15 protein-coding genes are annotated in these 17,173 nt (G+C 31.8%); all 15 read left to right on the forward strand.

Features of this window, described 5'->3' with window-relative positions; translation table 11 throughout:
- Positions 1-35: 35 nt before the first annotated feature.
- The 15 genes from Q0590_RS26165 to Q0590_RS26235 all read left to right on the forward strand — a co-directional run bounded on the left by Q0590_RS26165 (position 36) and on the right by Q0590_RS26235 (position 17,112).
- Positions 36-866, forward strand: a complete 831-nt coding sequence (locus tag Q0590_RS26165) for an ABC transporter permease (RefSeq protein WP_302040592.1) — start codon at positions 36-38, stop codon at positions 864-866.
- A gap of 73 nt (positions 867-939) precedes the next feature.
- Complete coding sequence (locus tag Q0590_RS26170; RefSeq protein WP_302040593.1) at positions 940-1,794, forward strand: glycosyltransferase; 855 nt, start codon at positions 940-942, stop codon at positions 1,792-1,794.
- A complete protein-coding gene (locus Q0590_RS26175; RefSeq protein WP_302040594.1) occupies positions 1,772-3,082 on the forward strand; it encodes an ABC transporter ATP-binding protein in 1,311 nt (436 codons plus the stop codon). The genes Q0590_RS26170 and Q0590_RS26175 overlap by 23 nt, the downstream gene beginning before the upstream one ends.
- Positions 3,083-3,112: 30 nt before the next feature.
- Positions 3,113-3,823, forward strand: coding sequence for a hypothetical protein (locus Q0590_RS26180; RefSeq protein WP_302040595.1), 711 nt, complete (start codon positions 3,113-3,115; stop codon positions 3,821-3,823).
- Between the two features lie 11 nt (positions 3,824-3,834).
- Complete coding sequence (locus Q0590_RS26185; protein ID WP_302040596.1) at positions 3,835-4,980, forward strand: glycosyltransferase family protein; 1,146 nt, start codon at positions 3,835-3,837, stop codon at positions 4,978-4,980.
- 6 nt (positions 4,981-4,986) lie between these two features.
- Positions 4,987-5,874 carry an FkbM family methyltransferase gene (locus Q0590_RS26190; protein ID WP_302040597.1) on the forward strand — a complete coding sequence of 296 codons (888 nt, stop codon included), beginning with the start codon at positions 4,987-4,989 and terminating at the stop codon, positions 5,872-5,874.
- Positions 5,875-6,867: a hypothetical protein gene (locus Q0590_RS26195; protein WP_302040598.1), complete on the forward strand. Its 993-nt coding sequence runs from the start codon at positions 5,875-5,877 to the stop codon at positions 6,865-6,867.
- Positions 6,864-8,096, forward strand: a complete 1,233-nt coding sequence (locus Q0590_RS26200) for a glycosyltransferase (protein WP_302040599.1) — start codon at positions 6,864-6,866, stop codon at positions 8,094-8,096. The genes Q0590_RS26195 and Q0590_RS26200 overlap by 4 nt, the downstream gene beginning before the upstream one ends.
- Positions 8,097-8,131: 35 nt before the next feature.
- Positions 8,132-9,103: a glycosyltransferase family A protein gene (locus tag Q0590_RS26205; RefSeq protein WP_302040600.1), complete on the forward strand. Its 972-nt coding sequence runs from the start codon at positions 8,132-8,134 to the stop codon at positions 9,101-9,103.
- Positions 9,104-9,115: 12 nt separating this feature from the next.
- Positions 9,116-10,441: a glycosyltransferase gene (locus Q0590_RS26210; RefSeq protein WP_302040601.1), complete on the forward strand. Its 1,326-nt coding sequence runs from the start codon at positions 9,116-9,118 to the stop codon at positions 10,439-10,441.
- Positions 10,442-11,248: 807 nt separating this feature from the next.
- Positions 11,249-12,406, forward strand: a complete 1,158-nt coding sequence (locus Q0590_RS26215; RefSeq protein WP_302040602.1) for a glycosyltransferase family 4 protein — start codon at positions 11,249-11,251, stop codon at positions 12,404-12,406.
- A gap of 47 nt (positions 12,407-12,453) precedes the next feature.
- The gene (locus Q0590_RS26220; RefSeq protein WP_302040603.1) at positions 12,454-13,452 is read left to right on the forward strand and encodes an acyltransferase family protein; all 999 of its coding nucleotides are present in this window, start codon (positions 12,454-12,456) and stop codon (positions 13,450-13,452) included.
- Between the two features lie 11 nt (positions 13,453-13,463).
- Complete coding sequence (locus tag Q0590_RS26225; RefSeq protein WP_302040604.1) at positions 13,464-14,882, forward strand: exosortase Y-associated Wzy-like protein; 1,419 nt, start codon at positions 13,464-13,466, stop codon at positions 14,880-14,882.
- Between the two features lie 12 nt (positions 14,883-14,894).
- On the forward strand, positions 14,895-16,100 hold the full coding sequence (locus Q0590_RS26230) for a glycosyltransferase (RefSeq protein WP_302040605.1): 1,206 nt from the start codon (positions 14,895-14,897) through the stop codon (positions 16,098-16,100).
- Positions 16,072-17,112, forward strand: a complete 1,041-nt coding sequence (locus Q0590_RS26235; RefSeq protein WP_302040606.1) for an acyltransferase family protein — start codon at positions 16,072-16,074, stop codon at positions 17,110-17,112. Before Q0590_RS26230 ends, Q0590_RS26235 begins: the two co-directional genes overlap by 29 nt.
- Positions 17,113-17,173 lie beyond the last annotated feature (61 nt).

Consider the following 17,173-nt stretch of genomic DNA (forward strand, 5'->3'; position numbering starts at 1 on the left):
TAAAGTTGTTATTAAATTAGATTTCAAATCTCTTTATGGAGCAAGCATTTGATTTGATCATTGAACCAGGCCGTAGCGAAAAGAATTACTGGAAAGACTTATGGCGTTACCGGGAATTGTTTTACATTCTTTCGTGGCGAGATATAAAAGTTCGCTATAAGCAAACTACCATAGGTGCTGCCTGGAGTATTATTCGCCCATTATTAACCATGCTGATTTTTAGTGTTATTTTCGGTAGAGTAGCCAAATTGCCTACTGAGGGAAATGCACCTTATATGATCATGGTATTTGCCGCTATGCTGCCCTGGCAATTTTTTGCTAATGCCTTATCTGAAAGCAGTAACAGCCTAATAGGCAATGCTAACCTGATATCCAAGGTATATTTTCCCAGGCTGATTGTGCCGGCAAGTTCTGTAATTGTGAGTCTGGTGGACTTTGCTATTTCATTTATTATTCTGCTTGGTTTATTTGTGGTATATCAGTTTGTTCCTAGTTGGCATATTTTGTTATTACCAGTATTCATTCTGCTTGCCTTCTTTACTGCCTTTGGTACAGGTTTATACTTAACTGCTCTAAATGTGAAGTATCGGGACTTTCGGTATATCATTCCTTTTATTGTTCAATTTGGTTTGTATATCTCACCAGTAGGCTTTAGTAGCTCAGTGGTACCTGAAAAATGGCGTTTGCTATATTATTTGAATCCCATGGTAGGAGTGATTGATGGATTCCGATGGGCAATTTTAGGAGGTGAAAGCCAATTGAATCTAATAAGTCTTATGTCTTCCTTAATAGTTACTATATTATTTACTGCTTTAGGAATACAATACTTTCGTAAAATGGAAAAAACATTTGCTGATGTAATTTGATATAAAATCCAATATGTTTAGTTGCTCAACAAGTATGTAAGCTACCTATGAATTTTTATAAGGAGAGAGTTAATTGAGGAATCTCGAAAATGTAGTTGTACAAAGTCTATGGATTGGTGAAGAATTAACAAGACTTCATCAAACATGTATTCAATCCTTTATAAATAATGGACACGTTTTTCATTTATATGTGTACGGAGTCGTAAACAATATACCTGCTGGGGTTATTTTAAAAGATGCCAATGAAATACTGTCTTATGAAAGAATATTCATTTTTGATCAGCCACCATATAAAGGTAAATATGCTCCATTCTCAGATTTATTCCGTTATCATCTGCTTTATTTGAAAGGTGGTTGGTGGGTAGATGTTGATGTCTTCTGCTTAAAATTTTTTGATATCCAAGAGACACGAATAGTATGCACCACTTATAATTCAGGAAATGACAAAGAAAATCCTTCAAATTTTATCTTAAAATTTCCAAAAGAGGATTCATTTGTAAAAGAATTGATTCAGAAAGCAGAAGGAAAAATAAGCTCACTCTCTGATTATGTAGAGATAGGTCCCTCTCTGATAGATAATCAAACCGGACTTAAATCTAAAAATAGACCTTTATTTGTGCCATATTTTTACTTCGCTCCTGTGAGCCATTATCATACCAGACAATACATTGTCTATTCTCACCGAAACTTTTTAGAGAAATTAAAAGAGTGGATAAGACCATTCTTTAGACCTAGAACTGCAAAGGCTAGAACTATTCATCCAAGAAGTTTTGGAATTCACTTGTGGAATGAGGTATGGCGGCAGGGTGGCTTGGATGAAAATAGAAAGTACCATACCAGTTGCTTATATGAAAAGTTAATAAAACAGTATAAAATTAATCATAACCTACCTGTATCTAATAATTATGAGTACAGCAATACGCGTTGAAAGTCTAAATAAAAAATATATCATTGGCCATGAAAAAGCTGAACAGTATACAGCTTTGCGTGATGTAGTATCAAATCGTGTTAAAAATATATTTAAACCTAATACCAAAAGAGCGAGGGTTTATAGTGAAGATTTTTTTGCTCTAAAAGACATTTCTTTTGAAATAGAACAAGGTGACCGAATAGGAATTATTGGAAGAAATGGTGCAGGTAAAAGTACCTTATTGAAGATACTAAGCCGCATTACAGAACCTACAAGTGGTAAAATAAGTATTAAAGGAAAGGTAGCAAGTTTGCTCGAAGTAGGTACAGGTTTTCACCCTGAGCTCACAGGACGTGAAAATATTTTTCTAAACGGAGCTATACTAGGTATGAGCCGATTAGATATAAAAAAGAAATTTGATGAAATAGTTTCGTTTTCAGAAGTAGAAAAGTTTTTGGATACTCCTGTGAAGAGGTACTCTTCTGGGATGTATGTCCGGTTAGCTTTTGCAGTTGCAGCCCACCTTGAACCTGAAATATTGATTGTAGATGAGGTTTTAGCAGTTGGAGATGCACAATTTCAAAAAAAGTGCTTAGGAAAAATGGAAGATGTTAGTAGAAATGGAGGAAGAACGGTATTATTTGTTAGCCATAATTTAAATGTAATCAAAACTTTGTGTTCAAAAACTATTTTCTTAAAAAACGGTAAAATGCAAAGTTTCGGTGAAACAAATTCAATAATTAAAGATTATTTAAATAGCGGTTTTGAATCAAACAGATTTATTACTTTTAACGATGATAATTTTAAATTACATAATGAAGTTAGATTACTTTCCATGGCTATTCGTAGTGGAGAAAATATAGAAACACCTTTAAATAATATAAATCCAATATCGATAGAAATTTACTTTCAACTTTTACGGCAAATTAAAAATTTAAGAATAGTAATTTCTGTGATGGATGATGTTGAAAATGAATTATTTAGTAGTAGTAGCTTCGAAGTAAATAGTATAATGTATGATGTTGGTGAATATTGCAGTGTATGCAAAATACCAGGCAAGCTATTAAATAGAGGAAGATATAAAATTAAAATGAGGATAGATATTCCTGGCGATAGAGAAGTCTTACCTGCAAGGGAGTATTTATCATTTGATGTTACTGATCTACTTTTTCATCAAATGGGAATTATTTTTCCAGATGAACCAAAAGGGCTACTACATCCTGAGTTGTTCTGGACAACAAAAAAAGTAGAGCAAAATATAACAGATATAAATATAATTGATAAATTCAATAAAGTCATATCATAAAAAGACTCTAAATCTGAAAAATGGTAAGCTATGATAGCTATAATTACCTCTACACTTTACCCTCCTTCTAAGCCCATTTTTAATCAGCCTAGGTCTTCTTTCACTCCAAATGAAAGAATAACTCAAACGAAACAAACTATTCTTTCATTGAAAGAAAAAGGTATAAAAGATATTTGGCTTTTAGATAATTCTGATTCTTGTAAATATTATATAATTAAAGATATTTTTAAAGAAATTAATGTATTGCTTTTTGATAATTATCAATTCGATAACAGAGGTCTAAGTGAAATATTCTTAATTCTTAATTCTCTAAAGTATCTACCTGAAGATACCACAATTTTAAAACTAAGTGGCCGCTATAAGCTAAATGAGAATTTTGTAATTAATGATGTATATGATAACTGGTCTGTAGTTGTAAGGGGATACAATATCGGAAAAAATAATGAAATGATATCGACTAGATGCTATGTTGTTAAAAATAAATTAATATATGAAGAATTGCTTCTAAAAACTTTAACTGAAATGTATAGATATCCTATGCGTATGGTAGGCTTACTAAGTATATTAAAATATTTTCAAAAGCTGTATAACCCAATATATGAAAAAGAAACTTCTTGTTCTGTTGAATTTGCATTCTCTAAAGTATTAAAAGATAATTCATATTCTACAAGATTTGTCAAAGAAATAGGATTAGAAGGCTTCATTGCAGGCTCAGTTGATAAAACATTCATTAAAGAATAATATAATTAATAATGAGAATTTACCTCTCCTGTTTACAATCTACAATTGTACATCCTATACCTGCTTACCAATTTTGGCAATTTTATTTTAAAAAAGGAATTGAAGAAGCAGGACATGAATGGATAGAAACTCCAGAAATAGATTGGGCGAAAGCTTTAGTTTGTAATAATAGATTTATGCTTGATGAGTGGAAGTCTGAAACATGGGAAAAAGTAATTAAAGACATAGAAAGTAAGCACACAAAAAGAGCTATTGATATATTTCTTAGTTATTTTTATCCAGTTCATGTAGATATCCAAGCAATAAAATATATTCAAAAATTAGGGATTCCTTGCGTAAACTTTTTTTGTGATAATGTAAGAGAATTCAAAAAAGTGCCTAAAGAGTATCATTGTTTTGATTTGAATTGGGTACCAGAATATAAAGCTCTAGAAATGTATAAAAATGCTAAATTGTCATACTTACATTTACCAATGCCGGTTTGGGTTAATAGATTCAATAGGGATTCAACTTATAAAGAAATATATAAACCTACCTTTATTGGATCATATGATAAACAAAGAGGGCAATTATTTTATAAAGTAATTCAAAATTATAAAGATATTGAATTAAGGGGACCTGGCTGGAATGAAAAAATTATTGAGAAGAACAATTATAAAAATATTAGTTCTAAACTATATAATCAATTGGATTTTATCAAAAAGCATAGTATAAAGGCTTATTTTAACAAAATAAGATGTTCATTTGAAAAACCAATCGATAAAGCTATTTTTAATGATTTTTTGAAAGAATCCGTTTATAATGAAGAGTATTTTTCTGTTTCTAAAAATGCTATAATTACAATAGGTGTAAATAGATATCCAAGTTTCTATTTTCCCTCTAATAAACCAGATACATACTCTCGATTACGTGATATAGAAGCACCTATGCTGGGGGCTTGTTATTTGACCGAATGGACAGAAGGACTCGACCAAATGTATGAAATTGGAAAAGAGATTGAGACATTCACATCAGCAGAGGAATTGATAGAGAAAATAGAAGATTTATTAAAACACCCTAATAAAAGAGAAAAGCTACGTAAAAATGGACAAATAAAAGCATTAGCTAATCATTCAATTCCTATGTCATTAAATAAAATTAAAGATGCATTAAAGTAAATAGTTATGATAAATGCTACTACATACGAAAAATTTATACAACGGTATCATATAAATCAAAAAGGAGGGATTCGAGCTCTCTGGCAGAGGAGGAATGTATTAGTTGGCAAATTATTTCAACAACTAAATATAAATAGAATTTATAATGTGCCTCTTTTTTGGGGAGATTATATGAATATAGTTACTAACGAATCTACCTCGAATCAAATAATGAACTTTGGTTATACTGAGGTAGCTATAACTATATTTATGTTACATTATTTGCAAGAGGGAGATACTGTTATTGATGTTGGTACTCATTTTGGATATGAAGCTATGTTAGTTGCTCATTTATTAGGTAATAAGGGAAAAATTATATGCTTCGAGCCTAACCCAAGCTCTTATAAACTGGCTGAATCAAATCTAAAAAAAATACACAGTGTAAAATTATACCAAGCTGCGGTTGCTGATAAGCCAGGAAGAATGTTTATACAAAATAAAGATATAAGTGAATCAGCTTTCAATACTATAACAGATAAAAGTGATAACGACTCTGTCGAAGTTGATGTTAAAACATTAGACGGCCTTCTAAATAGTTATAATAAAATTGATTTAATCAAATGTGATGTAGAAGGGTTTGAAATAGAGGTAATAAAAGGAGCAGCTAATTTATTAGAAAGGGACAGACCTACATTAATTCTTGAGGCTGATATGCCTTCTAGCGAAGGATATGTTTCTGAAAGAGCATGTAAACTAGCTGCTCATCTCAAAAAATATGATTATAAACCTTTGATCTTTGATTTTAAAGACAAACTTCAAATTGGAGGATTTAACACGTTTCCTGTGTTTCACGCTAATATTTTGTTTGTTCATGAATCTAATTTTGATAGATTACTCCCCTTTTATAAAACTTAATTGACTGAAGCAATAATGAGTCAACTTTGCTTATATTATATACCTGAACCTGAAACTGATCGCTGGATTAAGGGAGATCGGTTTCTGAGACCAATGGTTCGTAGAATTATCCGTGGAAAACAAAAGCCGGGAGGAATTAACAAAGTTTTTATAAACCTTTGCAAAGGTTTAGATTTATTAAATGTTTCTTACACTGTCAATCTACCATTTTATAAGTTAAAATCAACTGATCAAGTTGGTATATTAGGTCGAGGAAAAACCTGCTTACATGGATATAATAACAAAAATTCTATTGTAGCAGGAATTGGTCTAATGACGCATCCCTCTGAATGGCCAGATTTATGTGAACAATATCCTGTAGTTAAATACTTGCAACATTCTGAATGGGCAAATAATATCTATAAACCTTATTTTGGCAACCGATGTGAATTATGGCCAGTAGGTATAGATACCCAATATTGGAAACCTAAAAATAATCCCATTTTTTATGATGTACTTATATATAATAAAATTATGTGGAATTACGCAGACACTGAGGAGAGTTTATTGAAGCCAATACGAAGTTACTTAACCAAAGCAGGTTTAAAATACACAGAAATTCGCTACGGAAATTATTCGAGTGAAGTTTATCGGCAAGTTATACACCAAAGTAAATCTTTGATTTTTTTATGTGAGCATGAAAGTCAGGGGATTGCCTATAATGAAGCTTTATCTACTGGCATCCCTATTTTGGCTTGGGATCAAGGTTGGTGTTTGGATCCTAATAGATTAAAATGGGGCCAACCTGATATTCCTGCTACATCTGTTCCTTTCTTCGATGAACGATGCGGTATGAAATTCAAAAATTTGTATGAATTTAGTGTTAAATTTAACGATTTTTGGGAAAAAGTAAAATTAGCCTCATTTGCCCCAAGAGATTATATTCTCGAAAATCTAACACTTGAAAAATGTGCTAAACGATATATAGATATAATTAATGAAGTAAATTTGTGAAGCGCATTTGTATTCTTACCCAATCTCATCTCTGTAAAAATCCCAGGGTTGTAAAAGAAGCTAAGACTCTTTCAAAAGCAGGATACAACGTAATTATACTTACTACTTTTACTTCCGAAGCTTTATTGAAAGAAGATTTGGAAGTAATTGACACATCTTGTATTCAATATTTTGGTGCCACTAATATTATTGTTTCACAATCTAATTTCTTTCGTAGAACTTATATTCGATTTCAAAGGAGATTAGCTGGGGAATTGGTGTACAGAACTGGGATTCAACTTCCTCAAGCCTTAGGGTATAATGCTTATGGATTTTTAAAAGCGGCTTTACAAATCAAAGCAGATTTGTATATTTCTCATCAAGAAATGCCCACATGGGTGGGTTGCGAGTTAATTAGAAAAGGATACAAGGTAGGTTTTGACTTTGAAGACTGGTATTCACACGATTTATTACCTCAAGCACGGCGGCAAAGGCCCATTAAATTGTTACGTAAGATTGAACATTTTGCTCTAATTAAGGGTATATTTATATATACTACATCTGATAGTATGGCCGCTGAAATGGCTAAAGCCTACAGTGTAGTCATGCCAGCAACAATTTATAATGTATTTCCCTATTCAGAAAGAGAACGTTTAGATGGTATTCATAAGGACCGTAAGGATCTATCAAAGGTTTCTATGATTTGGTTTTCACAAACTGTAGGGCCAGGTAGAGGGTTAGAGTTATTAATTAGAGCGCTTGAGCTTGTGGCTATTCCTATAGAATTACATATAAGAGGAAATATCAATTTACAATACAAAACCTATTTGTTAGATAGGTTCCCAAATAGTTTAGGACATGCGATATATTTTCATGATATAGTTTCTAACTATGAACTTATTTCACGTTTGGCTGAACATGATATAGGTTTGGCACTTGAGCAGGCTACTCCTGAAAGCAGAAACCTTACTGTAACTAATAAGTTTTTTCAGTATTTGCAAGCTGGCCTTGCTGTAATTGCATCAGATACTTTAGGTCAAACCGAAATAGCAAATAAAGCTATTAATGCTATATTTACTTACAAAAATGATTCAAGAGAAGATCTTGCTAAGCAACTCACAAGATTAATAAGTAAAAAGTATATGTTAAAGCAATCAAAAAAAAATGCATTAACAATAGTTCAAGAGCGGTACTCATGGGAATATGAAGAGAAAAGGTTAATACTTGCCATAAGTAAAGCGAATTTGTAACAGAAACTTATTCTATACAACTAATATTATAGAATATGAATCCTGTGACACTTCAAATTAGTTTAACTCCAAATGATTATAAACACAGCTTTTATTTATTGGAGCATCAACTACAAACATGGTCTACCCAAGTAAGTGAGATTCTATTAATCTATGATTCTAATAAAAGTAACGGTAGATTTGGCAAGAATTGGGAAGAGACAAATCTCAGTATGTTAGAGCTTATTCAATTAATTAAAAAGAAATATCCTAATATTGTATATAGTGAGGTAGATTATTCACCTGAATGTCGAGAAATAGTAAGTAAATTTTTTTTTAAAGGCCTTTGTCCTAAAAAGGATTTTAGGGGAGGTCCTTTCTATGCTTATTTTTATGGAATATATAAAGCTAAATATGATTATGTATTTCATATTGATTCAGATACTTTTTTTGGAGGGCAAAGTTCTACATGGTTGTCTGAGGCTTTAGAGTTAATGCAGAAGTATCCTAAAATATTAATTACTAGTCCTTTACCTGGTCCACCTCATCCTGATCATATATTAATAGATCAATTTTGTATAAAGTCATCACTTACACAATATGCATTTGAATTCACACACATGAGTACACGACTTTTTCTAATTGATCGCAGAAAGTTGTACAATAATTTAAAGATTATGTTTCCCAATATACGCTCAATTCTTAAAGCTATATTTGAGGACAACCCACCCTATGCGTTACCGGAGGAAGTAATATCAAGGTTTATGTTGGCAGAAAAATTTATACGCATTGATTTGAAAGGTGCTTCTCCAGGCATGTGGTCGGTGCATCCACCATTCCGTACAGCTACTTTCTATACAACTTTACCACAATTGATTGTAAGAATAACAAAAAACGATGTTACACCAGATCAAATGGGTTTCTATGATATAACAGACTCAATGTGTGACTGGACAGAAGCGAGAAATAAATTAAAGAAAGAACGGTGGTGGAAAAAACTATTTAATAAATTAATTTTAGTTACTTAGCTTTAATTGTTATTGAAAAACCTGCTTATCATTTCTCCTAACTTTCCACCCATCAATGCAGCAGACATGCACCGGGTAAGACAAAGTTTAATGTATTTCCAGGAGTTGGACTGGAATCCTATTGTGCTTACAGTGAAGCCAGAGCAAATCGAAGGAAATATAGATGAAAATTTATTGCAGACTATCTCTCCTAAAATAGAAATAATTCATGTGTCAGCATTTTCTCCACGTTGGACTCGTAAAATAGGTTTAGGTAGTCTCGGGTTACGTTCCTTATGGTTTTATAAAAATGCTGGTAATAAAATACTTAAAACACGTAAGATTGATTTAATATATTTTTCTACAACCATGTTTCCAGTAATGATTTTAGGTACTTACTGGGAGAAAAAATTCAGTATACCATTCGTAATTGATATGCAGGATCCCTGGCATAGCGAACATTATTTGAAAGTACCTAAACACCAACGGCCTCCTAAATTCTGGTTCTCCTATAGACTCAATAAATATTTGGAGCCTATTGCAATGAAGAAAGTAAGTGGAATTATTTCTGTATCACAAGGGTATTGTGATATCTTGCAGCAGCGTTATACTAATATCCGCCCTGAAAATTGTACAGTTATTCCTTTTGGTGCATTCAGAACAGATTTTGAAGTACTTGAGCAACAGAAAATTTTAAACTCTTTTTTTTCACCAGGGACAGACACAATTAATATAGCTTACATTGGTAGAGGAGGCCATGATATGGAGTTGCCTATTTCTGCTATATGCAAGGCTTTTAAGAGGGGCTTAGTAGAATCTCCCGAACTCTTTAAAAGAATAAAGATGTATTTTATAGGTACTTCTTATGCAAAGGATGGCAAAGGTAAAGCTACTATCGAGCCATTAGCTCAAAAATTTGGTGTAGACCAATATATAAAAGAATTTACTGACCGTGTTTCTTATTTTGAAGCTTTACAAATATTACGGGAGGCCGATATGCTGCTGATACCTGGTTCTGTGGATCCTAATTATACAGCATCTAAGTTATATCCGTACATAATGGCACAAAAACCATTATTGGCAGTATTTAATGAGCAGAGTAGCGTAGTAGAAATACTTAAAAGAACAAATGCAGGTGAAGCAATTGTCTTTAATGGAGCAACAACAACTGAAACGCTAGCGACAAACATATATGAATCCTGGCAGAATATATTATTAAGGCTTCCATTTATACCTGATATAAATTGGACAGCATTTGAGCCTTATACAGCTAAGAAAATGACAGAAAAACAGGTAAATTTTTTTGATATGATTCTTAAGGCTAAATCCGCTTTACACGAACATAGCGAATGTATTTAATTTGTATATATTTTCTTTCCAATAGAAATAGATTTATGGCGTTTTAAGAGTTGTTTTATGTTAGTTTGCATAGAGGAAGATTCATCCTATTTTTTATACTATTTATTATGAATATTAAATTGCTTGTTTCGAAAGGAACAGTATATATACAAAGAATCTTAATACTGAATTCAATAATTTATCTAAAATTGAATTTTATGAATAAATGACCTTTTGATTAACGATGGTGCAAATAGTAAATTTTCGTATCATTCTCGCCTCAACCTTTTCTATTGGAGTAGAACCTTTATTCTTTTGCACATTTGTAAATATTTTCAATAAATAATATTACTATTCTTGTGAAATATCAACTTGGATTTAAATGATTCTTATCCAAAATTTACTATCATTTTTAGAGACAATCAATTATGAGCTTTGTATTCTGATATAAAACAATAAAACTACTCATATGTTTTTGATATCTTAAATCGGATAGTTGAAAATATTAAATATATACAATCATAATTGATATAAAAGTATATGAACAAGAAGTTTTAGAGCATACACTATGTGTTCAACAATCATTTATTGAAGGTAATTATTGAAAGAATTAAATTACGAATTATAAGAATTTCTGCGGGTTATACACATCAAATTTTTAAAGTATTACAATTTTACTCCTTATACATATTTATTTCTTGATATGAACCTTATTCCTGTTGAAAAATCAATCTCGACAGATATTACTATTTATATCAACGATAATAATATACTAATATCTAATTTAGGCTAATTCATTTACTATAGTGAGACATTCTGTTTAATTTTTTGAAAAAACTAGCTATTATTACTACCCACCCAATACAATACTATGCTCCTCTTTTCCGGATATTGAGCCAAAGTTCCAAACTGTGTATAAAAGTTTTTTATACCTGGAACATATCTGCCACTGGTACTCAAGACCCTGGATTTGGAAAATTAATTGAATGGGATATTCCATTATTAGATGGATACAATTATACATTTGTAACAAATATATCAAATAAACCGGGTTCACATCATTTTAGAGGTATTGTAAATCCAACACTTAATGATGAGATAAAAGATTGGGGAGCCAATGCTCTGTTGGTATTTGGTTGGAATTATCAAAGTCATTTACAAGCAATTCGATATTTTAAAGGTTTGATACCTATTTATTTTCGTGGGGATTCACACCTATTAGATGAAAAGTTTGGAATAAAAACTTTTGCTCGTCGGATGTTTCTACGATGGGTTTATAGCCATATTGATATTGCTTTTTATGTAGGGCAAAATAATAAACAATATTACTTAGCTCATGGGCTTAGCGATGATCAATTAAAATATACTCCTCATGCTATTGACAATAAAAGATTTTCTAATACTTCATTTGAGTATTCCAACCAAGCCCTAATTTGGCGTAAGAGTTTAGGAATTGAGCTTTCGGATACTGTTTTCTTATTTGCTGGGAAATTAGAGCCAAAGAAAAATCCTAATCTGTTATTAGAATCATTCATCGGATTAAAAGAGCAAAATATACATTTAATCTTTGTTGGAAATGGTATATTAGAGAGGTCTCTAAAAAAGCAGTCAAAACCTTACAACAATATACATTTTTTAGATTTTCAAAACCAGACGATAATGCCAATTGTGTATCGTCTGGGTAATGTTTTTGTGCTGCCTTCTCAGGGGCCCGGCGAAACTTGGGGACTAGCAGTGAATGAAGCTATGGCGTGTAGTATACCTGTATTGATAAGCGATAAAGTAGGATGCGCTGTAGACCTAGTAAAACCTGGTTGTAATGGCTATGTTTTTAAATCCGGTAATCACAACGATCTTATGAACAAAATGCGGACGTTTATTCATTCGAAAGATAAATTAAATGAAATGAGTAAGCATTCAGCTCAGATCATCAAACATTGGTCTTATGAAAATATTTCAAATAATATTGTGCAACAATTAGGATAAAGTTGCACAATATTAAATTAAAAAATTTCCATATTTAATATAAAAAAATGCGTTTTAATCATATTGATGCTCTGAGGGGAGTAGCAGGTTTGTGTGTTACTTATTTTCATTTATCAGGCAGTTCTGGATTGGCTAAAGATATTGCTGCTACGGGTCAATATGGATATCTTGGTGTTGAAGTTTTTTTTGTTATTAGCGGTTTTATTCTACCTTATAGTTTATATAAACGTAATTATCATATTTCCTATTATAGCGTTTTTTTACTAAAACGTATTTTAAGATTAGATCCACCGTATTTATTTGCTATAGCAATTGGCTTGTCTTTAAGTACTTTAGCCGGCCATGCTTTACCCTCTTGGCAGAGGCTTCTTGCTCATATAGGTTATGCAAATGCTATATTAGGTTTTGAATGGATATCACCTGTATTTTGGACATTGGCGATAGAATTTCAATTTTATTTATTTTTAGGGATTACATATTCTGGTTTTACAACAAAGTCTCATTTAAAAGCTCTAATATTCATTATATTGATTGTTTTTAGCTCCTTTTTTGTAAAAGACGAAACATTTCTACCACATTGGTTTGGCCTTTTTGCACTTGGAATTCTTGCATTTCGGTATATGCAGTTGGGTATGTCTAGTATAAAATTATGGTCAGCTGTTATAGTAATCACAGTGGTAGTAGCGTTAAACAATGGCATACTCGAAGCTATAGTTGGGTTATTATCTTTGCTATATATTATTTTTGTGAGAATAAGTCAAAATACATTAGTGAGCAAAGTTTTATTGTGGCTTGGTATGATTAGCTATTCGTTGTATCTTACTCATTGGGAGTTTGGTCGCACAGGTGTTGCTGTTTTCAGACATGTTCCTATTCTTGGAGAATTTGAAGTTTGTCGTTTAATCTTTGGTATGTGTGTTGCGCTCCTTATTGGATGGATTCTATTCAAATTGATAGAGAATCAAGCAATACGTTTAAGTAATAAAATCAGTTACCCCTCTGACTTAAACAATAAGAAGATACAACCCCATGTAAATATTTCTTGAATCATCATTAAATGTCTGCACAACACACCCTTCAATCAAGTAGAGTAAATTATCTGCTACTATACATTCCATGGTTTATTGCGTTACTGTTAGAAGTTCATCCAATTATTTCCTATACAATTGCATGGCTTGGCTCTTTCATGATTTTTTATATTTCCATGTCTGGTAAAGTGCAACCATTACCTAATGATTTACCAATAATAGGGCAGCTTATGCGTCCTGTTTTTATTACACAATTAGTTTTTATTGGTTATTTAGCTATTACTTCAGTTTTCTTTTTTTTAGAATTAAATGGTTACTACTACTTCGAAAAGCAGCCACATTCTGATATTGATAAATCTAAAATTGCACTAGCATCTCTGTGTCAAAGATATTATTGTTTAGCTCATGCTTCTTTTACTTATGGTATTTTATTAGGTATGAAGTATAATTTGAAGCCTAAATGGACAATAAAATCTTTTAGCTATTCTAGCTTAATGTTAAAACTAAGTGCTGGTTTTACTACTCTAGCATTTATTAGCCATCTTATTCCTGGTTTTGTACAATTTGCTATCAAGCTTGAGGAACTTAGTTTTGTAAGTGCAGTATTAAGCCTAGCGTTAGCTATTCCAGAAGGTAAAAAGATTAGTACACTTATTTCTTCTGGGATTTTTGCTGTCAATATGGTTAATGCATTTTTATCTGGGTGGAAAGAACAGATTATTGTTCCTCTTATAATGTTAGGAGTTTATTTATATCCCTATTATAAGCAAACTGTAACATTAACTTTACCAGTCTTACTTGCACTATTTTTTATTTTTATTCCTACTTATAACAATATATTCAGAGGTATTGCTAGATCTGGGGAAACCGATTCAGAAATGGCTGCCAAAATTGCTATAGAAGCCATTCGTTCTGGGGAAGAGGACTTAGGTTCAAATAACTGGAAGTTCTTAACTGGAAGACTTTCAGAGATAGGGATGTTTGTCGATTATGTAGAACGTGTTCCACGTGATGTAGACTTTTATGGACTTCTCATAATAAAACAGTCTATAGAAAGTATGATACCTAGAGCATTATGGTCTGGCAAACCTATAACAGAAGAACTTGTGATGCAGCGGGTATGGGATATTGGTATTGTAGATAGAAACTCTATAGTATCTGCTAAACCTCCATTGATTACAGATGGATATCTTTCAGGCGGGGCAATAGGTATTGTCTTACTTGCAGTACTGCTTGGTTATACCGCTTCAAAAATTTCTGTTTTATGCGAAAATTTATTTGGTGGTTATCTCATAGGTACAGGTTTAATGTATACTGGCTTGTTCCAGATATTCTGGCGGGGCAATTGCTTCGAATTTATGTTAAATTCAGTTTTTTGGAGTTATGTCTTGTTGCATTTTCTCTTTTTTGCTGGTAGATACTTTGGTTTAATTACACGCAATATATAGTTTATTGTATTTATGAAGATTCTCCATGTAACGCCTTCTTATTTTCCGGCAGTACAATTTGGTGGACCTATACAATCTGTACATCTACTAAATAAAACTTTAGTAACAGAAGGTGTATTGGTGGATGTATTTACTACTAATGCTGGATTAGAAAATTTTCCAGAGTTTTGTAGCAGAAAGTGGAAAAACATAGATGGAGTGAAGGTAAAATACTTCTCTTATTATGGGTATATTCATTACAATCTATCACCACAATTACTAATTTCTTTATTAAAAGCAGTAAGTGAATATGACTTAGTACACATTACTGCTATATGGAATTTTCCTGTATGGGCTGCCGCTACTGCTTGTAAAAGAGCGGGAGTACCTTATATTATTTCACCTAGAGGTACAATTTATCCAGAAACTGTTGACATTAGATCTACACTTTTAAAAAAAATATATTATAAAGTTTTAGCCAAACGTTGCTTACAAAATGCATCCGCTATACACTATACAGCGATTGATGAACAAAGCAAGGTTACTAATTTTTTACAACTACCTACAGCAAGTTTTGTAATACCAAATGGAATAGATTTAAATGAGTATAGAAATTTGGAAGAAATACCTCCTTTTGTTTCATTTTATCCAGAATTGACAGGCAAAACATATATACTATTTCTCTCTCGGATTAATGTCAAAAAAGGCTTGGACATACTGGTTAAAGCTTTTTTCAAGGTTTCTGTTCATTTTCCTGAGTTGATGCTGGTAATAGCTGGCCCTGATAACGAGGGGTATGGCACTATAATCAGAGAAGAATTGAATGAGAGAGGTATGTTAAATAAAACTTTGTTTACTGGTATGTTGAGTGGGGAAACAAAGTTAGCAGCATATAGAGATGCTGAAGTTTTTGTTCTACCTTCTTATTCAGAAAACTTTGGAATGAGTGTAGTTGAGGCTATGGCCAGTGCTACTCCTGTAATCATTTCTGACAAAGTAGGAATAGCTGAGGATATTAAAAAGGAAGAAGCTGGAATCATAGTAAACACTAATGTTGAAAATGTACAAGAAGCTATTATAGCCTTATTGGCTGACAATCATAAAAAGAAAGAAATTGCTGAGAATGGTAAAAAAATGGCAAAAACTTTTTACGATATAAATGCAGTAGTAAAAAAAATTATTTTGCATTATAAGAAAACTATTTGCTCCTATGAAAAAGAAAATAGCAGGGTTGGATAGCCTTCGATTTTTATTGGCCCTTTGGGTTTTATTTAGCCATTTTGGGGGCCCTCCAATTTCAGATTATGTTGGCAGCAACAACATAATTTCTAAAACAGCTGTAGCTTTCTATAATAATGCTTTCGTTGGAGTTGCAGCTGTTATTGCTTTTTTTATTATTTCAGGTTTAGTAATTCATCTCCCTTACAGGAGTGGGCGAAAAATGAATCTTTTAGAGTTTTATAGTAAGAGATATATCAGAATCGGTATACCAATGTTATTAATAAGTGTATTGGCTTATTATTTCAATTCATTTGGAGAATTACCCTTTTGGAGTCTTTATGCTGAACTTATTTATTATACAATATATCCCATAATTTTATGGGGAATGAATAAAATAAATATAAGAATAATAATAATGGTTGCATTCATTATATCTTATATATTAGCCATTAGTATGTCACACGATCTACTACATTTTTTAAATATAGCAGTAGATATACAAAAAAAATATGAAGGTAATTACTGGCAGCTGGGTGTTGGTCTAACTTGGTTATTAGGATTACCATGCTGGCTACTTGGAGTGTTATTAGCAGAAAATCTTGATAATATTGCAAAGGCTGAAATTTCATATAAGAATGTATTGTTTAGCAGATTGATAATAATAATTATTTCAATCTTTTGCTCAGTAGCAAGATTCCATTTACATTTAAGCTACATTCTCTCGTTGAATATTTTTTCTATTGTTGCCTATTTCTGGATATCTAAAGAGATAATATATTATAATAAACATCAACCTTCTAAATTATTTGAATGGGCAGGTCAATGGAGTTACTCTATATATATATGTCATAGCTTAATTCCAATAGTGTTTGCCTTAATGAGTATACATCAGAAAAATGGATTTCTGTTTTGGTTTTACGAAGTATCTGCAGCATTAATATTTTCATATGTATTTTACCTCGCTATTGAAAGTCCATCTCACTACTTAGCTAGAAAGGTAAATTTGACACCTAAAAAGGTAAAAATTTAATTATTTTGCCATCTTTCCTGACGACGCCATTTTATTAAAGAATACTATTCTATAACTAGTT

Origin of the sequence: Rhodocytophaga aerolata (assembly GCF_030503435.1) — a bacterium.
Lineage (GTDB): Bacteria > Bacteroidota > Bacteroidia > Cytophagales > 172606-1 > Rhodocytophaga > Rhodocytophaga aerolata.